Source organism: Paenibacillus plantarum, from assembly GCF_013141695.1.
Lineage (GTDB): Bacteria > Bacillota > Bacilli > Paenibacillales > NBRC-103111 > Paenibacillus_E > Paenibacillus_E plantarum.
This window is the reverse complement of the sequence record NZ_WHNY01000065.1, coordinates 189199-210627: the sequence shown is the minus strand read 5'-3', so window position 1 is coordinate 210627 and position 21429 is coordinate 189199. Positions and strand designations below refer to the sequence as shown.

18 protein-coding genes and 2 tRNA genes are annotated in these 21429 nt (G+C 44.6%); 14 read left to right on the top strand and 6 right to left on the bottom strand.

Going from position 1 to position 21429, the window contains the following annotated elements; genetic code table 11:
* The first annotated feature begins 99 nt into the window (after positions 1–99).
* The 11 genes from GC096_RS22795 to GC096_RS22745 all read left to right on the top strand — a co-directional run bounded on the left by GC096_RS22795 (position 100) and on the right by GC096_RS22745 (position 12835).
* Entirely contained in the window at positions 100–1302 is a 1203-nt protein-coding gene (locus GC096_RS22795; RefSeq protein ID WP_171633419.1) for a putative glycoside hydrolase, read from the top strand.
* A gap of 162 nt (positions 1303–1464) precedes the next feature.
* Positions 1465–2922 carry an IMP dehydrogenase gene (gene guaB / locus GC096_RS22790; RefSeq protein WP_171633418.1) on the top strand — a complete coding sequence of 486 codons (1458 nt, stop codon included), beginning with the start codon at positions 1465–1467 and terminating at the stop codon, positions 2920–2922.
* A 259-nt stretch (positions 2923–3181) separates the two neighbouring features.
* Entirely contained in the window at positions 3182–4552 is a 1371-nt protein-coding gene (locus GC096_RS22785; RefSeq protein ID WP_312886324.1) for a D-alanyl-D-alanine carboxypeptidase family protein, read from the top strand.
* A 119-nt stretch (positions 4553–4671) separates the two neighbouring features.
* On the top strand, positions 4672–5553 hold the full coding sequence (gene pdxS, locus GC096_RS22780; protein ID WP_056611791.1) for a pyridoxal 5'-phosphate synthase lyase subunit PdxS: 882 nt from the start codon (positions 4672–4674) through the stop codon (positions 5551–5553).
* Entirely contained in the window at positions 5553–6131 is a 579-nt protein-coding gene (gene pdxT / locus GC096_RS22775; protein ID WP_171633416.1) for a pyridoxal 5'-phosphate synthase glutaminase subunit PdxT, read from the top strand. The genes pdxS and pdxT overlap by 1 nt, the downstream gene beginning before the upstream one ends.
* Before the next feature lie 91 nt (positions 6132–6222).
* Positions 6223–7503 carry a serine--tRNA ligase gene (gene serS / locus GC096_RS22770; RefSeq protein WP_171633414.1) on the top strand — a complete coding sequence of 427 codons (1281 nt, stop codon included), beginning with the start codon at positions 6223–6225 and terminating at the stop codon, positions 7501–7503.
* Positions 7504–7586: 83 nt separating this feature from the next.
* Positions 7587–7673, top strand: a tRNA-Ser gene (locus GC096_RS22765).
* A gap of 159 nt (positions 7674–7832) precedes the next feature.
* Positions 7833–11999, top strand: a complete 4167-nt coding sequence (locus GC096_RS22760) for a choice-of-anchor I family protein (RefSeq protein WP_171633413.1) — start codon at positions 7833–7835, stop codon at positions 11997–11999.
* 122 nt (positions 12000–12121) lie between these two features.
* Positions 12122–12469, top strand: coding sequence for a hypothetical protein (locus GC096_RS22755; RefSeq protein WP_171633411.1), 348 nt, complete (start codon positions 12122–12124; stop codon positions 12467–12469).
* Positions 12470–12489: 20 nt separating this feature from the next.
* The gene (locus GC096_RS22750; RefSeq protein ID WP_171633410.1) at positions 12490–12645 is read left to right on the top strand and encodes a hypothetical protein; all 156 of its coding nucleotides are present in this window, start codon (positions 12490–12492) and stop codon (positions 12643–12645) included.
* Positions 12646–12664: 19 nt separating this feature from the next.
* Positions 12665–12835 carry a small acid-soluble spore protein P gene (locus tag GC096_RS22745; protein WP_157256842.1) on the top strand — a complete coding sequence of 57 codons (171 nt, stop codon included), beginning with the start codon at positions 12665–12667 and terminating at the stop codon, positions 12833–12835.
* 267 nt (positions 12836–13102) lie between these two features.
* On the opposite strand, the gene GC096_RS22740 is transcribed toward GC096_RS22745, so the two are convergent.
* Genes GC096_RS22740 through GC096_RS22725 form a run of 4 tightly spaced genes read right to left on the bottom strand, consistent with a single transcriptional unit; the run spans position 13103 to position 16601 of the window.
* A complete protein-coding gene (locus GC096_RS22740) occupies positions 13103–14266 on the bottom strand; it encodes a hypothetical protein (protein WP_171633408.1) in 1164 nt (387 codons plus the stop codon).
* Positions 14266–14742, bottom strand: coding sequence for an anti-sigma factor (locus GC096_RS22735; RefSeq protein ID WP_171633407.1), 477 nt, complete (start codon positions 14740–14742; stop codon positions 14266–14268). Before GC096_RS22735 ends, GC096_RS22740 begins: the two co-directional genes overlap by 1 nt.
* On the bottom strand, positions 14739–15386 hold the full coding sequence (locus GC096_RS22730) for an RNA polymerase sigma factor (RefSeq protein ID WP_312886323.1): 648 nt from the start codon (positions 15384–15386) through the stop codon (positions 14739–14741). The genes GC096_RS22735 and GC096_RS22730 overlap by 4 nt, the downstream gene beginning before the upstream one ends.
* A gap of 9 nt (positions 15387–15395) precedes the next feature.
* Entirely contained in the window at positions 15396–16601 is a 1206-nt protein-coding gene (locus GC096_RS22725) for an MFS transporter (protein ID WP_171633405.1), read from the bottom strand.
* 341 nt (positions 16602–16942) lie between these two features.
* Between GC096_RS22725 and GC096_RS22720 the strand changes: the two genes are divergently transcribed.
* Complete coding sequence (locus GC096_RS22720; protein ID WP_171633404.1) at positions 16943–18772, top strand: AAA family ATPase; 1830 nt, start codon at positions 16943–16945, stop codon at positions 18770–18772.
* Between the two features lie 126 nt (positions 18773–18898).
* Here the strand turns inward: GC096_RS22720 and GC096_RS22715 are convergent.
* Both GC096_RS22715 and GC096_RS22710 read right to left on the bottom strand, forming a co-directional pair.
* Positions 18899–18972: transfer RNA gene (locus tag GC096_RS22715), tRNA-Arg, on the bottom strand.
* Positions 18973–19245: 273 nt separating this feature from the next.
* On the bottom strand, positions 19246–19719 hold the full coding sequence (locus GC096_RS22710; RefSeq protein ID WP_171633402.1) for a hypothetical protein: 474 nt from the start codon (positions 19717–19719) through the stop codon (positions 19246–19248).
* 686 nt (positions 19720–20405) lie between these two features.
* Between GC096_RS22710 and GC096_RS22705 the strand changes: the two genes are divergently transcribed.
* Together GC096_RS22705 and GC096_RS22700 are read left to right on the top strand one after the other, a co-directional pair.
* Positions 20406–20696, top strand: coding sequence for a hypothetical protein (locus GC096_RS22705; RefSeq protein ID WP_171633400.1), 291 nt, complete (start codon positions 20406–20408; stop codon positions 20694–20696).
* 227 nt (positions 20697–20923) lie between these two features.
* Entirely contained in the window at positions 20924–21421 is a 498-nt protein-coding gene (locus GC096_RS22700; protein ID WP_171633398.1) for a DUF1648 domain-containing protein, read from the top strand.
* Positions 21422–21429 lie beyond the last annotated feature (8 nt).

The following is a 21429-nucleotide window of genomic DNA, read 5'->3' as shown; positions in this document are numbered from 1 at the left end:
CCTAAAGAGTCTTTCTGGATTATTTCCAGAAAGACTCTTTTTTTTGTATCTGTAAATAATGCTTTTTTAACCATACTAATCCTACGAGGAGGGATGATGATGAGTTCAACAAGCAGCATGAGATGGATGGGCAGGGTATGTCTTTGTTCGATAGTAACGCTGATGATGAATGGTTGCTCAACGAAAATCGAAGAAGTGAAGGAAGAGGCAAATCCACTTCACTCTTTAAGTCATGTAGGAAGCATGGGGCTCGCGCCTAATCAAGAACCGAAGAAGATGCCGGTCGATGCGGCAACGCCTTCTTTTTCCATGCCTGCTAAACCGATCGTGAAAGGTATTTATGTATCCGCCTGGTCCTCCGTAGGAAGTAAATTCGAGCAATTGATTGAGCTGGTGGAGCATACGGATTTAAACGCGATGGTGATTGATGTTAAGAACGATTCCGGCCAGGTAACCTATCCCTCAACGGTTCCTTTGGTTAATGAAATCGGGGCGAATAGCCACGTCATTATACAAGATATGAAAGCGAAGCTGCAGAGATTGAAGCAGAAGCATATTTATACGATAGCTAGGCTAGTTGTGTTTAAGGATCCATATTTAAGTAAGAAGAAGAGTATGTATGCCATGAAGAACAGAGACGGAAGTGTATGGAAGGACGCGAAGGGAATCGCGTGGGTAGACCCTTTTAAGACAGATGTGTGGGACTACAATATTCAAATCGCTAATGAAGTAGCTAATCTGGGTTTTGATGAAATTCAGTTTGATTATGTGAGATTTCCGGAGAATGGGCAGAAGGTGGACCGCGAGGTACTGTTCGATAACCCGCAGAAGCTAAGTAAGGCGCAGGATATCGCAACTTTTTTGCATAGAGCGAAGGAACAGATCGGCAACAAGGCGTATATTTCAGCAGATGTGTTCGGATTAACGACGTCTTTACCTAATGATATGGGGATTGGACAAGATTGGGCGATGATTAGTAAGGAGGTTCATTTCATTTCGCCAATGCTGTACCCGTCACACTATACCAGCGGTATCTATGGCATCAAAAGCCCTGATTTGCAGCCGTATGCGGTCATTCATCAAGCGGTTAACGACGCCAAATGGAAAAATCATCAGTTAGCACGTTCCAGCAGTCAGGTTGCACAGATCAGGCCTTGGTATCAGGATTTTACGGCAACATGGGTAAAGCCTCATAAAAAGTATGGTGTGATCGATGTAAAGGAGCAGATTAAGGCAGCGAAGGAGCAAGGGATCGAGCAGTTCCTACTCTGGAATCCAAGCAGTACGTACTCCTATCGTTAACGGAATTGACTTATTCGAGGCATGGTGGGAGCTGTCTACTCGTCGTTTTCCTTGACACCAAAAATAGGCTTTTGTTAAGATTGCAATCATACGCAAGAATGAGCTGAAGCTAATGAATCAAGCTTTCTTCAGTTAGAGGGCTTAAGGAGGACATGGAACGCTGTGAGAGAAGATAAGTTTGGCAAGGAAGGTTTAACGTTTGATGATGTTTTGTTAGTGCCGAGGAAGTCCGAAGTGTTCGGTAAGGAGATCGATGTTTCGACGCAACTGGCGCCTGGTGTGAAATTAAATATCCCGTTCATTAGCTCCGCTATGGATACGGTGACGGAGTCCGCGCTAGCGATTGCTATGGCCCGTGAAGGTGGCATCGGAATTATTCATAAGAATATGCCGATCGAGCTGCAAGCTGAACACGTTGATCGTGTTAAAAGGTCAGAGAGTGGCGTTATCACCAACCCTTTCTCCTTGACGCCTGAACATCACGTTTATGATGCAGAAGAGTTGATGGCGAAATACCGTATTTCAGGGGTACCGATTGTCAATGAAAATAATCGTTTAGTTGGTATATTGACGAATCGGGACTTGCGCTTTGTACATGATTACTCCATTAAAATTAAAGAAGTGATGACGCAGGAAGGTCTTGTGACAGCACCAGTTGGCACGACACTTCAGCAAGCAGAAGGCATCCTTCAGAAGCATAAAATTGAGAAGTTGCCTTTGGTAGACGAGAATTTTGGTCTTAAAGGGTTAATTACGATTAAAGATATCGAGAAGGCTATTCAATTCCCTAACTCGGCTAAGGACGCTCAAGGGCGTTTGCTTGTTGGTGCCGCTGTTGGTGTGTCTAAAGACGTGCTGGAGAGAGCCGCAGCGCTTGTTACAGCGGGTATTGATGTCATCGTCGTGGATTCTGCACACGGTCATCATATTAACATCGCAGAGACTGTGAAGAAACTGAGAGCCCAATATCCAGAACTGCCGATCATCGCAGGTAACGTTGCGACAGGTGATGGGACACGTGATTTGATCAAAGCAGGAGCTTCCATGGTGAAAGTGGGAATCGGTCCTGGATCGATCTGTACGACTCGCATTATTGCAGGGATCGGTGTTCCACAAATTACGGCGATTTATGATTGCGCACAAGCAGCGGCCGAGTTTGGTGTTCCGATTATCGCCGATGGTGGGATTAAGTACTCCGGTGACGTAGTTAAAGCGATCGCAGCGGGAGCTAGCGCGGTTATGATCGGTAGTCTATTTGCAGGGACAGAAGAGAGTCCGGGTGAGTCTGAGATTTTCCAAGGTCGCAGATACAAGGTTTACCGCGGAATGGGCTCCTTAGGTGCGATGAAGGAAGGCAGCAAGGATCGGTACTTCCAAGAGAACGAGAGCAAGCTAGTTCCAGAGGGCATTGAGGGACGTGTGGCTTACAAAGGGCCAATGGCGGATACGGTGTATCAACTGGTAGGCGGACTTCGCTCAGGCATGGGGTATTGTGGCGCGCGCAACATTCAAGAACTTATTCATGATACGCAATTTGTTCGTATTACGGGAGCAGGTTTGAAAGAAAGCCATCCGCATGATATTCAAATTACGAAAGAAGCACCAAATTACTCGATGTAGATGAGAGACTTTTAGCTCCGCTAAAGGGTCCCTATATCTTGTTACAATATGGATGAAATTGGAGGCGTGGGAGTTGAAACCACGTTTTCTTTTTTTTGAAAAATAGCGTTTAACTTGATACACAGATAAGAGGCTATATTTCTAGATATATGGGATGCGTTCTGAATGAACGGTGTAGACATTTATTTCGTCTAATGGGGTGTGATACAATATAGCATGTCATATTGTTTTACAAACATTATTTAGGGAGAGTGAAATTGTGAGATTGTTACGTTTTACAAAGAAAAAGGTTGCTTTGGTGTTAGGTATTAGCTTAATTGCTCAATCCTTACTTTTACATATACAGCCAACCTATGCGGCAGATGAGAAAAAGCCAACAGCTTCGCCATCACCAGCAGCGGTAACAACGCCTGCTCCAAATGCAGGGACAACGGCAGCACCTGCACTGAATGAACCTCAAGTATCAGCGAAATCTGCGATTATTATGGAAGCAAGTACAGGAGCTGTCCTGTATCAAATGAATGCAGACGAAGCCTTCCCTCCGGCCAGTATGGCGAAGATGATGACGGAGTATTTGGCGATGGAAAGCATTAAAGAAGGCAAATTTAAATGGGACTCACCAGTGACAGCATCTAAAAATGCGGCAGATGTCATTGGCTCCGGGCAATTAATTGCCGCAAATGAAACGTTGAGCTTTAAAGATATGTTCAATGCGATGTCCATCTACTCCGCGAACGATGCTTCTGTTGCTTTTGCCGAATTGCTTGGTGGAACGGAAGAGAATTTCGCGAAAATGATGAATGACAAAGCGAAACAGCTGGGCATGTCTGCTAATGCTCATTTTATTAGTGCGACAGGACTGTCACGTGCGGATCTCAAGAATCCACCTGCTTCTATCGAAGGTGAGACGAAGATGACGGCGCGTGATGCCGCCATTCTTGCTTATAATATTTTGAAGGATCATAAAGAAATTCTAGAATTCACGAAAATCCCTTCCTTGAAGCTAAGAGCAACAGATAAATCACCTATGATTAACTGGAACTGGATGCTCGAAGGAAATTCAACGAACACGAACTTTAAGAAATATTCGTATGCAGGGTTAGACGGCTTGAAAACCGGCTCTACCGATGATGCTGGCTACTGTTTCACGGGAACGGCAGAACGTAACGGTATGCGTATGATTACGGTAGTTATGGGGACGAAGACGGAACCTGAACGTTTCAATGAAACACGCAAGCTGATGGACTATGCCTTTAATAATTTTGAAATAAAACCGTTCTTGAATGCGAAACAGACGATAGATTCTTTGAAAAGTGTGAACATTAAGAAGGGGGTACAATTGGAAGTACCTCTTGTTACGAAAACAGGTGTAACGTTCGTTGCTAGAAAAGGCGCGAAAGATACGGATTTCCAAGTGACGACAGAGTCTGTTGATGAAAGCAAGCTAGTAGCTCCTATTGCGAAAGGCGACACGCTAGGGAAAGTCAAAGTAAGCTACAATGGGCAAGAAAAAACAGTAGAACTAATTGCAGATGGCGATGTTGAAAAAGGCAGTTGGATCAGGTTGCTGTTCCGCTCCATTAAAAACTTCTTCAGCGATATGTTCAATGGGATCAAGGGCGGCTCTTAGGCCAGAAAATGGGTTGTATATTGCCCCTCCTTCATGTAAAATTGTTGTTTAGAAGTTTATATCGAATCGTGTAGGGAACTACACAGAAATTGCATAGAAGCTATAGGAGGAAATAAAGAATGGAAACTGGAACTTCCCGCGTTAAAACAGGTATGGCCGAAATGCAAAAAGGCGGCGTCATCATGGACGTTATGAACGCCGAGCAAGCTAAAATCGCAGAAGCAGCTGGCGCGTCCGCTGTTATGGCGCTTGAGCGCGTACCCGCTGACATTCGTGCAGCTGGTGGCGTATCCCGCATGGCAGATCCAACAATTGTTGAAGATGTTATGAAAGTTGTATCCATTCCAGTCATGGCGAAAGCAAGAATTGGACACTTCGTTGAAGCGAAAATTCTTGAATCCCTAGGCGTTGACTATATCGATGAGAGTGAAGTACTTACTCCTGCGGATGAAGTATTCCACATCAACAAGCGTGATTTCACAGTGCCTTTCGTATGTGGTTGCCGTGATCTTGGCGAAGCTTTGCGTCGTATCGGTGAAGGTGCATCCATGCTTCGTACAAAGGGTGAGCCAGGAACTGGTAACATTGTAGAAGCTGTTCGCCACATGCGTACAATTCAAGGTCAAATTCGTAAAGTTCAAAGCATGTCTTTGGACGAGTTGATGTTCGAAGCGAAAACACTTGGCGCTCCATACGAGTTGCTTCTGCAAGTTCACCAAACAGGTAAATTGCCTGTTGTTAACTTCGCAGCTGGCGGTGTATCCACACCTGCTGATGCAGCGTTGATGATGCACCTTGGTTCTGATGGTGTATTCGTTGGATCCGGTATTTTCAAATCCGATAACCCAGAGAAATTCGCGAAAGCGATTGTTGAAGCTGTAACTCACTACACTGATTTCAAACTGATTGCTGAAATTTCCAAAAACCTAGGTGCCCCTATGAAGGGAATCGAAATTTCCAAGCTTCAAGCTTCCGAGCGTATGCAGGAGCGCGGCTGGTAATGACGAAGATTGGGGTTCTCGCGCTGCAAGGCGCGGTAGCAGAGCATATATATGGTATTGAAAAAGCGGGAGCCGAAGGTGTCGTTGTTAAACGCACCGAGCAACTCGCTGAGCTAGATGGCATTATTCTCCCGGGCGGAGAGAGCACGACGATTGGTAAGCTTATGCGCACGTATGGCTTCATCGATGCGTTGCGTGAGTTCTCCGCGGCAGGCAAGCCGGTGTTCGGCACCTGCGCGGGGTTGATTGTCATCGCGAAAGAGATCACCGGACAACCGGAAGCTCATCTCGAGCTGATGGACATTACGGTGGCTCGTAACGCGTTCGGTCGTCAACGCGAAAGCTTTGAGACGGACTTGCCGATCAAAGGCATTGACGAGAACGTTCGCGCGGTATTCATTCGGGCCCCACTCATTGAGAAAGTGGGACCGGATGTAGATGTACTGGCCACGTATGACGGCCAGATCGTAGCCGCGCGGCAAGGACATCTCCTTGCGGCGTCGTTTCACCCAGAGCTGACGGATGATTTCCGTCTGCACAGTTATTTCTTAGACATGGTAAAGCAAAGCCAAGCATAACCAATGGTTCAAGCACCCCGAGTTAGCCGGATTGCCGGTTTGGGTGCTTGCTTCCATATATAAACCATTTTGCGCTAACGGAGGAATCTCCTTGTTTGATGTAAAGTTACTTCGAAGTGATTTAGCAGCTGTACAAGCTGCCATGCAAAACCGAGGCAAGCAGATCGAGGAGCTTAATGGTTTCACAGCATTAGATGTGAAGCGCAGAGAGCTTCTGCAAGAAACGGAACAGCTGAAAAACCGTCGTAATACTGTTTCCCAAGAGGTAGCGGGACGCAAAAGAGCCGGTGAAAACGCGGATGAGCTGATTCAAGAAATGAAAGTGGTCGGAGACCGCATTAAAGAGCTTGATGACGAAATCCGTGTCTTGGACGAGTCCTTACAACAAGTTCTTCTCTCCATTCCGAACATGCCGCATGCCAGCGTTCCTGTAGGCCGTACGGAGGAAGAGAACGTAGAAGTACGCCGAATTGGCGACATTCCTACGTTCGATTTCGAAGTGAAGCCGCACTGGGAAGTTGCACAAGACCTAGGCATTCTGGATTTCGAAGCAGCGGCGAAGGTAACGGGTTCCCGTTTCGTGTTCTACAAAGGGCTTGGCGCAAGACTTGAGCGTGCTTTGATCAACTTCATGATGGACTTGCACAGCGATGAGCATGGTTATGAAGAAATGCTGCCGCCTTATATCGTTAACCGCGATAGCTTAACGGGTACAGGCCAACTTCCGAAGTTTGAGGAAGATGTGTTCAAGCTGGAGAATTCGGAATATTTCTTGATTCCGACTGCGGAAGTACCGGTTACGAATTATCATCGTGACGATATTTTAACGAATGAACAGCTGCCGGTTAACTTCGTGGCGTTCAGTGCTTGTTTCCGTTCGGAAGCAGGATCCGCTGGTCGTGATACACGGGGCTTAATCAGACAGCACCAATTCAACAAAATTGAGCTTGTTAAGCTTGTTAAGCCCGAAGACTCCTACGAGGAGTTGGAGAAGCTTACAGGGCATGCTGAGCGTGTCCTACAGCTGTTGAAGCTGCCTTACCGCGTGCTGTCACTCTGCACAGGCGATATTGGCTTCACATCCGCGAAGACGTATGATCTGGAAGTATGGTTGCCTAACAGCGGTGCGTACCGCGAGATTTCCAGCTGCTCGAATTTCGAAGACTTCCAAGCGCGCAGAGCAAACATTCGCTTCCGCCGCGATGCGAAGGCGAAGCCAGAGTTCGTGCATACGCTGAATGGATCAGGCTTAGCTCTGGGTCGAACAGTGGCCGCGATTCTTGAAAATTACCAGCAAGCCGATGGTTCGATCATCGTTCCTGATGTGCTTGTTCCTTACATGAACAACGTAAAAGTCATCACAAAAAAATAGCACTTGCAACGAGTTACGATTATGTGCTACAATGCTTTTTGTCACTGCACAAGGTCGTCTCCCTAATCGGAGACGCCTATCGTGGAGAGGTGGTCGAGTGGTTTAAGGCAGCGGTCTTGAAAACCGCCGAGGTCGCAAGGTCTCCGTGGGTTCGAATCCCACCCTCTCCGTAGCCAAGGTAATACCCAACCAAAAAGTCATGCGATTCTTGAAATCGTGTGGCTTTTTTTGTTTTTCATTTTCATATGGCATCGCGGGACCGACATTTACATAATCTAAATCATATTTTAACAAAAAGTGGGTATTTAGTAGCTGGAGCTTTTCTTATAATGGACGAGATCATCCAATATGAGGAGAGTGAAAACCCTGTGAAGAAGGTTGGAACGAAGGTAGTCTCGGTACTTTTATCCGTGGCAGTCACGATAAGTTCTTTAGCAATAGCCACTCCAGCAAGCGCTGTAGCGATAACACCAGGTACGCCGTACCAGGCGAATGGCACTTACGATGTCACGATACCGCATGTGTTCATTAATCAGGTCTATGGCGGCGGTTTGGTAACAGATACGAAAAATACAGCATCTTCTCATGGATTTATTGAACTTTATAACCCAACTAGCAATGATGTCAGCTTAACTGGCTGGTCGCTACAATATGCGGATCGTGGAACTGATGCCTTAACTGGACCTACTGGGGATTGGCAGAAACTAAACCTTGTTGGCACGATTAAAGCTAAATCTTCATTCCTCATTCGTGGGGAAGCGACGTTAGCATCTGCACCCAAATTGAATCTTACAACAACTTATGATCAATTATGGAACAATCGTTTTATTAATAATAAAGGTTTGAAAGTTGTTTTGATGAGCAATCAGACGAAGCTTGATATAACCAATAAAAATCCATTCTCAAATGCACCTAAACCTACCGGTTATGTTGATATGTTAGGTACAGGAAGTAATGACGGAGATAATGTAGACGTTAAAACGGACATTGATGGCTTTGAACTTGAATATCCGAGAGGATCTTCAGAAGGTACTTCCAAGAAGATATCTGTCCGTCGCAAAGCACTAACAGATACGGATAATAACAAGCAGGATTTCGTGCAGTTCGGGATTGCAGATTCGACGACGCAGGAATTGGCTGTTAAAGGTCCTAAATCCGGCGCATTCGGGCAATGGGACAATAATGTGTCCGTGCTTGGATACTCGAATGAAACATTTCCTATAGCCTATGAGCAAGAAGACTACTCGGTATCGATGAATGTGTATGGAGGGAGGGCTCCATTTACGTTCGCAGCTACAGGATTACCTGCTGGATTAGCGATTAATACAGTCACTGGTGAAGTGTACGGTAAGCCGACGGAAGTCGTTACATCAAACGTATACATCAAAGTGACGGATAGTTTGTTAGCGCAATATGGCCGTAATTTGACGATTAAGGTTGAACCCGCTTCTAACCTATTCAAAGATACGTTGAGCATTACGAAGCTCACTGACTTTCAAGTAGGGATTACGAATAGTAACGGCGGCGTCGCCGAGATTGTTAAATACAATAAAGATAATAATAAGTTCTATCTGGTTAATGGCTCAGGGAATCCACCTAGCTTAGATATCGTTCGTTTAGATCTTGTGCAAGGCCTAGTTAAAGAGAAAACGATTAAAGTAAAAGATTTAGTTGAAAATAACGGCTTCCTATACGGTGACCTGACAAGCGTGGATGTGAATACGACCACCAAGAAAGTATCTGTATCTGTGCAAGAGTTAGATTCCAAAAAAGCTGGTAAAATCGTCGTTCTGGATTATGATGGCAACATAGTGAAAACGTACGATGCAGGTATTCAGCCGGATATGATTAAATCCACAACAGATGGCAGATATATTCTAACTGCGAATGAAGGTGAGCCTCGCACGGCTGGCATAGATCCAGAGGGAAGTATAACCATCGTAGATACGATTATGGATAGCGTGACACAACTAAGATTTGCCGATCCTTCCGTGATCGATAATAAGGTTCATATTCGTGGTGCTTCTAACCCTATACAGATTACGGGTGAAGGCACGAAGCAAGACGCAATTTTTGATCTGGAACCTGAGTATATCGCACTTTCGGAAGATAATAGCAAAGCCTATGTATCCTTCCAAGAAAATAATGCGATTGGAACAATTGATTTAGCAACGAAAGCTGTTATCTCTATAAAAGGACTAGGTTTGAAGGATTTGAATTTGCCGCGGAATTCATTGGATCTAGTGAAAGATAATGCGATCAAGTTTGAAAATGTCCCTTTCTATGGTATGTACATGCCAGACGGGATTGCAAGCCAAACCATCAATGGTATTCCTTATGTCTTCTCTGCTAATGAGGGAGATGTCACTGAGTGGCCAGGTGTGAGACTCAATGGAAGCACGATTGGCGCGATGAAAGGCAGCTTGGCTCCTAATTCACCTGCCGCGCAATTCTTGGCTGGTAAGACGACTTACGACGGCGTAGAAGTAGCTAGTGATATGGGGTCGGATAGTATCTATCTTTACGGAGGCCGTTCCTTCTCAATCTGGCAAGCAAACACAATGGCTCAAGTTTATGATAGTGGAAATGAATTTGAGAAAGTGACTGCACAGCGTGTTCCTAACAATTTCAACACGAGTAATAGTAAAACAGCTTTAGATGATCGCAGCTCGAAGAAAGGGCCAGAGCCCGAAGATGTTAAAGTGGGGAAAGTGGGAAGTAAAACACTTGCTTTCGTGGGACTCGAGCGTGTCGGTGGTATTATGACCTATGACGTATCGGATCCAGTGAATGCGAAGTTCGTGAACTATACGAATTCACGTGTGTTTACACCGAAGGACAATCTGAACACAGATACGGGGCCTGAGGGGATCGATTTCATCCCTGCCGCGATTAGCCCGAATGGGAATCCACTGCTTCTAGTTGCTAATGAGGTGGGAGGAACGGTTGCTGTCTATCAGCTTAATGTACAACGGATTAGCGTGGATAGGTCAGCACTTTCTGTTACCAAGGGAGACGCTGCAAGCAAGCTCACAGCAACAGTGACGACGGCTGCAGGAGATGCTGTTGGCACAGGTACGATTACTTGGAAATCTTCGAATTCAGCGGTTGCAACGGTGAGTGCTGAAGGTCTAGTGTCAGCCGTGGATACGGGTAGCGCGGTAATTACAGCTATAAGCCCTGATGGATATGCGACAGCGGAAGTACCGGTAACGGTGTCTTCTAGTGGCACATCGTCTTCCTCAGGTCCAGGGCCGGTAGGGGGAACACAACCTAGTCAACCAACAACTAACGGAGAGATGACTACAATTACAATGCCAACTGTCAAAGACAGCAAAGGCACTTCAACGGCTAACCTTACGGCTGCACAGGTAACGGATGCATTGAAACAGATGACCGAATCAGCGGGGAAATCATCTATTCTTGAAATTAAAGCTACTGTAGATGCTACTTCGAAAGAAGCGGTCATTAAATTGCCTGCGGAATCACTCGTTAAGGTTGCCGACAGCTCCACTGCAGCAGTTAAGTTAGACTTAGGTATTGGCTCGGTGACATTGGATAAAAATGTGTTGGCTGCCATCACCTCTAATGCGGCGACGGGTGAAGTATCCCTGTCCATCGCTAAAGCGGATCTAACTGCGGTTACCCAACATATGACTGCAAAAGATAGTGATGCGGTTAAAGCAGCTATTGGCGACCGCCCTGTCTTCGATTTCACCATCACAGCCGGTGGAAAAACAGTATCCACCTTCAACGGAGGTTCCGTTGAGGTTCAAATACCGTATAAACCAGCGGCTAATGAAGATACGAATGCCATTATAGCCTTTTACATTGCTGACAATGGCGAGCTCGTCAAAGTCTCGAATAGCTACTACGACGCGGCTACAGGTACGCTAATTTTCAAAGTAAGCCACTTCTCGCAGTATGCGGTTGGTTATTCACCTGTTGCTTTCGGTGATACGTCAGCAACCTTTGCTAAGAGCTATATCACATACCTAGCAGCTCGCAATATTATCAATGGAACCGCTGAAGGCCAGTTCTCTCCAAATGCTCAAATCAATCGTGCCGATTTCACGTTGATGCTGGCTCGTATGGCTGGCGTGAATCTTAGCGCCTACAATTCGTCTATTTTCCGCGATGTGAAGGCGGACAGCTATTATGCCCAGTCTGTCCAATGGGCAGCTAAGAACAGCCTTACAAGCGGTGTAAGCGAGGGTGTATTCGCACCTGCTGCCAACATCTCACGTGAGCAAATGGTCACGATGATCGCGAGGTTCGCTAAGCTTCAGAAGTTTACCTTGCCGCAAGCATTGAGCGCTGCACCTTTTGCAGATGGTGCAGAGATTCCTGCCTTCGCCGTAGACGCGGCGAAAGCGTTGCAGCAGGCTGGTATTATTTCCGGGAAATCGGGAAATACCTTTGCGCCGAAGGATTTCGCTTCGCGTGAAGAAGCCGCGAAGATGCTGGGTATGCTTCTGCAGCAAATCGTAAAATAAATGATAATGCCAATAGCACTTACCCCCCGGCACGAATCTGATTCGTGCTGGGGAGTAGGTGTTTTTTTACATGGATAAAACACGGGCGGCTTCCGCATTTTAATCATGTGGAGGTGTTACCAATGAGCAAATCAGATAAGCCTAGCGTGGATCAAGCTGAACTCGTGAAAGAGTGGATGAACGTCATGCCCACCGTACTGCAACCCTCTGATCAAACAAGGGTATGGGCAGATGAAGGTGATGCAGATGCCATCCGCGTGCACATTATGACGGCGGGACATACCGGCTATTCATTTGATTTTAAAGTGACGTATATGGACGCCAGAGAAGTGAAGGTTGAACTGACTGACGTACAGCAAGGAATCACGCATATCGACGAACGAAGTGATGTTGTACAGTCGCTAATCGATGATTATGTGCGGCATATTCATGAGTGTGCGCAGGCTTTGCAGAAGGTCACCAACGCTTAAGTAAGAAGGAGGACTCCGTGATGTCGAAGCAAAAAAGTACCGATAAGAATTTGCAAAATGTGGCTAAGGATTTGGATGCCAATCCAGTGGGCGCCCATAATGCGCAGCAAATCCAGCAAAAGGTCAATGACCACCGCCATCAAGATGCTCTAAATCACCAAGGAACCAACTCATAAAGGGAGAGGATGAGGAGCTATGTCTAAACCTAAAAACTATTCCGCAGGCGATAATCTCGTTAATAATGGCAATGTAAAAAACCGAAACAACGCGGGTGGCAATCAGGAGCCGTTGTCTGGATCTAAGAAAGTGAAGAACCAGAATCATCACGGCGGCCACGCTGCGGAAGGGCATGGACACGGCGGATAACGGCCAATGAAATTTTTAAAATATCATGATTAAAAAAACGGAAATCGGTCATACTATTATTGTCGGCAAGCAGAGAGGTGTGGTTCCGTTGGAGCAATTAGCGAAAGGGAAACAACCATTGCAAAGAGGACTTTTCTACCTGTTATAATCAGGCTGGAGGGCGATGTGCTAAAGACACTTACCGTGTTTTATACGCAGATTTAACTTAAGTTTTATGTGTAACAAGGTTCAAAGAAATATCATCAATGCCGACAGAAAAAAGAACCCTTAGGGGTTCTTTTTTTCGTTGTATATGGCGGCGTCTGGTTGCTTACGATTCAGTAGTAATCGAATGCCACCTCCAATGAGGAGTACAGCGACAATGAAGGTCTGGCTGAAGTTGTTGATCAAATACATGTAATTCCGCGAAGCGGGTAGGAACTGATACATAAATTGCACAAAGACGTCGCTGAAGATGTAATAGCCGCCGAATACGATGAGAACAGCGCCAATATAGCGTTGGTAGGCTGTCCAATTTTCGACAAGAGGCTTGTCAGTTAAAGTCCCATTTTCATACTTAGAAATGCTCTGTAAGGCATCAAAAAAGCTAAAGAACCATAGAATCGGAATCAAAAAGAAGAAAAGGGACAGCCGCAGCACATCCAACACGTAAATGGAAAAAAGAAACACAGCCATCAACTGGATACCGCGTTTGGTCATCGATAAGTACAGGTGCGCCGCACCTGGGAAAATGGCGATAATCGTAGCAAGGGTTCGATTTTTGCGTCCATGCTCATCGCGTTGGAAATCTTCAAACATACTGCGATCTACGAGCTCATATCCAGCTTGCTTGCGATCCAACTGCTTCAACGCATCGAACATGGTATAAAACCAGAGCACTGGCAACGATAATAGGAAAACGATAAAACCTTGGTTATGCGTCAGAATGGTGATGAAGAACACAAGAATAGCGATTCCGAAGAAAGAGATCATGGCTGTAAGGCCTCTTTGCATTAAACCAAGCCAGAAATGGCCAACGCCTGGAATGAAGGAGAGCATGAGAACTTTAGATCTTTCTTGTCTTTGTGCTAGTTGAACATAATAGGAAGCGGCATCCCCATTCCAAGATGGAACCTCTTGCTCAGATGGATAAGGTCCATAATATGCTGGCATCGCTTGTTGATAGGTTGTTGGAATTGGCATAGGCGCTGGAGCGTTCAATAGATAGATAATCATATCGACCATATTGACGATCCACGTGAGCCCAATAGGAATAAGCAGAAAAGCGAATTTGTCGGCATCATGAGACATAATACCTAAAAAGAGTAAGAAACATAGCCCGAAGAATAGGAAGCCATATAGTAAACCGCGAACAGTACGATTCATATACAGATGACCCACACCAGGGATGAAAGATAGTAGGAATGCAACAAGATTACTTTTGGTAGGCATTAAGGCTCCAGACCTCCTTTTTTGTGTTCATTTTGTAAGGTGTCTAACCATGTTAGTGTTTTATGGATAAGGTGATCTGAAATCGGTACTTGAGCTTCAAGTGAGGCAGGCGCTTCCAGAGGAGGAGAGGGCTTGAAGGCACCAAACGTTCCTAATTCCTGTGATATGCCATGGAAAAAGCCAGTCGCCACAAGCACAAGCGTCGCGGCAGCCGCAATCCCATAGTGGAACATCGTTGAGCGATGCCAGGCAGGCTTTATTCCTACCGTTCGGGCTATGATGCCATTCACATAAGCTGTTGTTTGTTCACCGTCCATGTCTGGTATAGCAATTACTTGCTCCACACACTGCATATAGTTGGCTAGACATTCATCACATTGATAGAGATGACTTTCCATCTCATCTTGTTCTTGTAACGGCAGGCGCTCCTCCACATACTGCAACCACGCTTGCTGGTTAAAATGACGATCCTTCATCGAAACTCCTCCTCCTTCCAGTGATTTCGCAGCCACATCTTGGCTCTGTATAACTTTGACTCGACCGTTTTGATTGTAATGCCTTGAGCATCGGCAATATCTTGATACGATTGATGATGAATATAATAGGCCAATAACACATCTTGGTAATTTGCTGGGATCTGATGGAGCTTGTGACGAACGAATTCCGTCGTTTCTCTGATCAACACTTCCTGCTCCACGCTCTGCTCTGGAGGCGCTGGTCCTGCTGAAGACAGTGCCTCCTCGAATTCGGCGACGCTGTCCTCTTTGCGCCGGCTGGTGGCGCGCTTGAAATCAATAGCCCGGTTCACTGCGATGCGCGTCATCCAGGTTTTCAGGCCTTTCTTTTCATACCGAGGGAGGGAGAAGTAAATGCGGGTCCAAACCTCTTGGGACAAGTCTTCGGCGTCCTTCTGATGACGAACAATCGCAGTGATCGTCTGCAAAATATACGGACGGTACCTTGCAATTAACTCACGGAAGGCCGCTTCATCGCCTTTTAGAATACGATCAATTAGTAAGTGCTCCTCAATATGCTTCTCCTCCTCTCCGCATGAATAGACGAGGCCAACCCATCTTACCCCTGCACCTTTATGAAAAAAAGAGCGAATCGTGAGATTCACTCTTTACAATCATTGCGCCATTGTAGATTTGTTTGTCCCCAGAGGTTGTTTCTTAGCGGAGCTCTGAACGAACAGATATGCGAGTAGTGCACTGCCGGCACCGAGGATACCGAGTATAATAAAGCCCTCATTGAGCGAGAAATAGTCACCGATGATGCCCATAAGGACAGGCCCTACGAACATACCGAGTCCATAAATCGCCTGGAAAAAGCCCATCGCTGTCGCCCGCTTATCCGCAGGCATATGCTTAATGCTCATCCCCATGAGCAGGGTAAACGAAAGTCCGCGACCAAAGCCAGCAAATGCCTGTGTAATCATGAGCAGCCAGAGATGATGGGTGAATGGCACCGTAAAGGTGAAGATCCCCATAAGAAGGAAGCCGGCAACAACCATGCGTTTCTCGCCATATTTCATCGCCCAACGCCTTCCACCGAATAAAGAGGCTAGTGCAACAGGCACGTTCGCGAATAAAGAAAGCAAGGAGAGCGAGAATTTATCTGCGCCAAGCTGCATCGCATAAACCGGTGTGAAGCCGAACACCGTAGCAAATATCAGCACCTGAGATAGGATAGCGAGCAGAGAAACAAAGAGAAGTGTGCGATCCGTCGCCACGTTTCCGATTCCGCGCATGGTGATTTTGGGCGCGTCTTTCTCTACTTTTTCGATGAGGAAGAAAGAACCGACCATGCCTAACAGACCAAGCACTGCACCGAGAATGAACACGGATTCCCAACCCAGCTTGTCTGCTGCCCAGCCTGCACTAAGTATGCCCAGAACCTGACCGAGTGAGTTGAAAAAGGAGATCGTACCGATCGCCTTCGTAGACTCTTCATGCTTGTAATAGCTCGTGAATAGTACTGTAAAATCAACCCAAGTCGCTGCGGCTGCCCCTGCAAGTGCCCGGAGGATCAAGATCCACGTAAAATCGTGCGTGAACCAAAGACCAAGTCCCGTAATTGCAGTGAAGAGAAGACCGAAGGTGATGAACAGTCTTCTTTTATGAAAACGATCCGACATAATGCCTACGGGTATGCGGAGCAGCATCTGCGAGATGCCGTACATACCGACAATCCAGCCGGCCAATTGATGACTTCCCCCGAGGAATTCCACGTAAGGCGCCATGATTGGAACGCTGGTGTACATCGACATCCAGAACAGCATCGTGACCGCACAGAACAGCGGGATGCGATAAGATGAAATAGCGCGAGTTGTCATCGGAGTGAGGACTCCTTTCGAATATGAAGCGATAGTGGCAATAACAAAGAAAGGGATTGTCAACCTGAGTTGAAATCCCCTTTTAGAATATTATATAGGTCAATTGTGACTATTGGCAATGTAATCATATTTCGAAATACTGGTGTAACGAAAAAGGGAAATATGATTTAGTGTCGAAATACGTCTCATTTGGGAGATATTTCAAATGTAAAATGTTAATTTCTAATTCTAAATCTCTGCATAAGCGCCTGTGCCAATCTGAGAGTGCGGGATCGTTAGCAGATAATAGAATTAGCGCTAGGATTAAACATAAAGTGCTTACCTATAGAAAGGATATAACTATGAAGATTACAAGCATTAATTTGCCACCTAGCAAGGGACTTTCATCTATCAAGATGTCAAGGTTGGGGGACGTTGTTTTAATTGCTGGAAGAAATGGTTCTGGTAAGTCAAGGTTACTTGCCCATTTAAGTGAGATTGCGAGGAGCAAACCTTATCAACCGGAATTAACTAATTTACTGGCTAATTTAAGAGATATCCAAACTGGTGTAGATACTAATCCCAATCATCCGAATATAGTAAACTGGAAGAATGAGATTAATAATCTGAATGACAGATTAAGGTATCTACAATATGTCAATGTCTCCGATGACTCAAAACCGGTTCAAATAGTTAATTTTGTCCCTAAAGATCTAAACCTAATAGACTGCAATGATTTCACAAAGAATCAATTAAATGATGCTGCAGATTCATTAAAATCACCAGGTACATATTCATTAAGTCGTGGGACATTTTCTAGTATTCAATCAATTCAGGATCGTTGGTGGAATGCCATACATCCAAGTTCTTCAATTACATCTGAAGAAAGAGATGAGATAATTTGTGAGTATGGACGTTTAAAAGAAATAATTTTTAATATCCTAGGTACCGAGCTTTCACGAGATTCTAATGGAAATGCTACTTTATTTAATTTTCCTCTAGGTAGAGCAGAATTGTCAGATGGTCAAAAAGTATTACTACAATTATGTGCTGCGATCCACTCTCAAAAGGTTGCAATAAGTGAAGTTATAATTATGATGGATGAACCTGAGAACCATCTTCATCCTTCTGCACTCATTGATGTTATTAAACAAATACAAGCAAGTGTAACTGAGGGACAGATCTGGATTGCTACGCATTCAATACCTTTACTTTCGGCATTTGACCCGTCATTAATTTGGTATATGTATGAAGGTAGTATTTCATATGCTGGTAGAAGTCCTGAAAAGGTCTTACGTGGATTACTTGGTGATGTTGAACAAATCAGTAAACTCTCATCATTTTTAACCTTACCAGCCCAGTTTGCCAGTAATCAATTTGCATTTGAATGTCTCTTATCTCCCCAAGTATTGATGACGCCAAATAATGATGTTCAAACTACGCAGATCAAGGCCACATTAAAACAGTTATTAGAAACGGGAAGTGACCTTACAATTCTGGACTATGGAGCTGGGAAAGGGAGGTTACTTGATAATATTTATTTTAGTGAAGACATTAACGAACGTGATCAAATCTCAACATGGTTAAACTACGTTGCCTTTGATGTTTCACAGGACGATGAATCATACTGTAGATCAACAATTGAGCGTGTGTATGAAGATTCACTTCAAAGATATTATAACAATGCAACTGAGGTAAGAGCCGATCACGGTGATAATACTTTTGATGTTGTAGTGATGTGTAATGTCCTACACGAAATTCATCCAAGTGCCTGGTTAAGCGTATTAGGGGGAACAGGCTTGATTCACCATTTGCTAAAGGATAACGGCTATTTGTTAATAGTAGAGGATTGCCAGTTACCTGTAGGAGAGAAGGCACACAAACATGGATTCTTGGTTCTTCAACGCCTTCAAGTCATGAAATTATTTGATATTCACCCAGGGGATGTTGATTTTACTTATTCAGATGCAAGGAATGATCGACGTCTTTTAGCATATAGAATTCCTAAACGTGCTCTTACAAATGTTAGTATTCATTCACGTAGAGAGGCTTTGGATACTTTAGCCGATGCTGCAAAAGATGAGATATTAAGGCTAAGAGATAGTGAAGCGTGCTATAAGAACGGTCTTTTACATGGGTTTTGGGTTCAACAGTTTGCGAATGCTCAACTTGCATTAAATGAGTTGGGATGATATTTATTTTTATTTTCTATTTGACGATCCTGAAAATTGGGGTCGTTTTTTTGATTTTACATGTTATTTTTATTTCAAAGGAAAAACAAAAAAACCTTGATATATCAAGGTTTTAGGTCAACTATACGCGCCCGATACGATTCGAACGTACGACCTACAGTTTAGGAAACTGTTGCTCTATCCTGCTGAGCTACGGGCGCATAGTAAGGTTTATGATAGCATGAAGCCGTTCGTGGCGCAATCTCTTGGGTTGTAACATTTGTTCGCGGCTAAAGTCAGTCGTTTGCGTGTCGCTGTTGCTTGTGTTATATAGAGCGCTCCTCTCAAAATGGGTGCAAAAAGCCGCCTATTCTCTGGCGGCAAGTAGATTGATTATTTATTATGATTATAAGATTGAAAAATCCAAGCGGACAAGGTATATAAATAGAATAGTAGGAGACAGAAACGACACGGTACTGGTTGTTAGCATTTCTTCATTGGAGGTTTTGAATCAACTTTTGAACTGTATCTAATTCGACTTGAACTCTATGAAAGAGCTGATAGAGCGTATCAATATAAATAGTATGTAGAGCGAAATAAATGAAAAAATGAATAATGATGGCAACTACTATTGTTAAACCTTTTACTATTGGGGCGAAGTCGGGAGAATCATTGAATAATTCATTAAGTCTATAGAACCCCCAATCGAACATTTTTATTGCAGTATATGCAGTTGCTGCTAAGCTTACGGCCCTAAGTAAAAATTGCTCCATATTATTTAAATCGAGTCCATGATTGAGATAATGAGTTAAATATAGAAAGTCTATGACAGTCAATAATTCCCCTAATAAAGGAATGTTACTAGCGACACTGTTTCCTAGTAATCCGATGCTTATAAATTGTAATAAAACTGCAATTCCAACTGCTCCAATGAAGTATAAAAGATAGTTCTTATTATTCGTACTCATAGTAATTCCCCCTTGTAATCTTTATATTAAATATAGAATATAATCTTAGTATTGAATATGTGCGTTATCTATTTGCAAACAACCATTCAACAGACTGCAAACAAAGTTCGTCCACACCCCCAGCCCCGTCCACAGAGCATCCATGTGCAGGACTTGCGTACCCCTTCCTGTTGGCGTTGGCAAGTTGCCTTGGAGCACATTGCATCCACTTGGTTGGACTTGCCCCGGCTCAACTGGCATGTTGTTCTGAGCCGCGTCGCTTACGGTTTTCTAATATAAATAGCCCTCCCGAGCTTAGTGGGAGGGCTTTGTTGTGTATATACTTCATGACGCATTCCGAGACATTTTCGCCGCGTCGCTCTCAATCCCCATTTTTCTGTTCCAGAGGTATTCTGGAATAGGGGTTCGTGGGTGGATAGTGAGTTTAGGAAACTGTTGCTCTATCCTGCTGAGCTACGGGCGCATAGTAAGATTTATGATAGCATGAAGCCTTTTTTAAGGCGCAATCTTTTGGTCGGTGATATTTCTTTGTGGCGAGGTTCGCATTATTTCTTGTGCAATACAGCCGACGAAATTCGACTTTTTTATTATTACTATATACATCTCTCAAATTCATAGGCTAAAATGACTATAAGGAAAATTTTTACTTGGGATTTAATTACAATAAAATGTTAGGAGAGGTATCTATGTGGGATTGGCTAAGAAATATTTTCTCATCGAGTCAGGAAAGCGAGCATGCTGCTGGACTTGAGCAAGTCACGACAGCGATGAATCAGAATGCCGCGAATTTCGAATCTCTTGGCGAACAGTTGGACACGCTTGGTGATGACCTCATCGACGCTGGTGAGGAACTGGAAGTGCAAGCAGAAGAACTTCAGCTACAAGCAGAGCTGTTGGCACAACAAGCGGATGCACTTGGAGATCAAGCGGAAGCACTTGGTGGGGACATAGAAGAAGATTATGAGGAAGAAGATTAATCCTATTGCATCGAGTAGATAGGGGCGGCTTGCCCCAGACCTCTCAGACTGCTGTATGCGCGCGAAACCAGACTTAATAGCCATTGATCTCTGCATATAAGGAGAGATCGAGGGCATTTTTTATCTATGGGATAGGTCAAGATATTCCGTATAATCCAGATAATTTGAAGGAATAGAGAGATGTTAAGTTTGGAATTGGAATCACTCATATAGAAAGTAGGTACCCTATGGAGCAACGACCCATCATTCCATTTTCCAGATCAAAAGCTGAAACCATTCTTGATGTCATTTCCTTGCTCGTAATCGTAAGCATGATCGCCTATGTCGCCTACGAATGGCGCAATTTACCTGATCGAATTCCGATGCATTTTAACGGTAAAGGGGAGATCGATGGGTGGGGGAACAAAATGAGCCTAATAGCCTTACCACTCATAGGCATTATCGTCTACGTTGGCTTGACCCTGTTAAGCAAGGTCCCTCACGTATATAACTACCCGACTCCTATTACAGCTCAGAATGCCAGAGGGCAATACCAGAATGCGCGTTTATTTATGAATAGTTTAAAAGCAGTGATTGTCATTTTGTTTGGATTCATTGAATGGTCTGTTATCCAAAGTGCAAGGGTGGGCAACGGCGAACTGAATGGGTGGGTGTTAGGATTTATCCTATTGATGCTGTTTGGCACGATCATCTTCTTCATCATTCGTTCCATCCAATTAAAGTAAGGGAGGCA

Coding starts and splice junctions, on each gene's coding strand:
- pdxS (WP_056611791.1), top strand. CDS start 4,672: ATGGAAACTGGAACTTCCCGCGTTAAAACAGGTATGGCCGAAATGCAA.
- GC096_RS22795 (WP_171633419.1), top strand. CDS start 100: ATGAGTTCAACAAGCAGCATGAGATGGATGGGCAGGGTATGTCTTTGT.
- GC096_RS22750 (WP_171633410.1), top strand. CDS start 12,490: ATGTCGAAGCAAAAAAGTACCGATAAGAATTTGCAAAATGTGGCTAAG.
- GC096_RS22740 (WP_171633408.1), bottom strand. CDS start 14,266: ATGCCTACCAAAAGTAATCTTGTTGCATTCCTACTATCTTTCATCCCT.
- GC096_RS22760 (WP_171633413.1), top strand. CDS start 7,833: ATGGACGAGATCATCCAATATGAGGAGAGTGAAAACCCTGTGAAGAAG.
- GC096_RS22725 (WP_171633405.1), bottom strand. CDS start 16,601: ATGACAACTCGCGCTATTTCATCTTATCGCATCCCGCTGTTCTGTGCG.
- GC096_RS22745 (WP_157256842.1), top strand. CDS start 12,665: ATGTCTAAACCTAAAAACTATTCCGCAGGCGATAATCTCGTTAATAAT.
- GC096_RS22755 (WP_171633411.1), top strand. CDS start 12,122: ATGAGCAAATCAGATAAGCCTAGCGTGGATCAAGCTGAACTCGTGAAA.
- GC096_RS22735 (WP_171633407.1), bottom strand. CDS start 14,742: ATGAAGGATCGTCATTTTAACCAGCAAGCGTGGTTGCAGTATGTGGAG.
- pdxT (WP_171633416.1), top strand. CDS start 5,553: ATGACGAAGATTGGGGTTCTCGCGCTGCAAGGCGCGGTAGCAGAGCAT.
- GC096_RS22720 (WP_171633404.1), top strand. CDS start 16,943: ATGAAGATTACAAGCATTAATTTGCCACCTAGCAAGGGACTTTCATCT.
- GC096_RS22710 (WP_171633402.1), bottom strand. CDS start 19,719: ATGAGTACGAATAATAAGAACTATCTTTTATACTTCATTGGAGCAGTT.
- GC096_RS22705 (WP_171633400.1), top strand. CDS start 20,406: ATGTGGGATTGGCTAAGAAATATTTTCTCATCGAGTCAGGAAAGCGAG.
- GC096_RS22700 (WP_171633398.1), top strand. CDS start 20,924: ATGGAGCAACGACCCATCATTCCATTTTCCAGATCAAAAGCTGAAACC.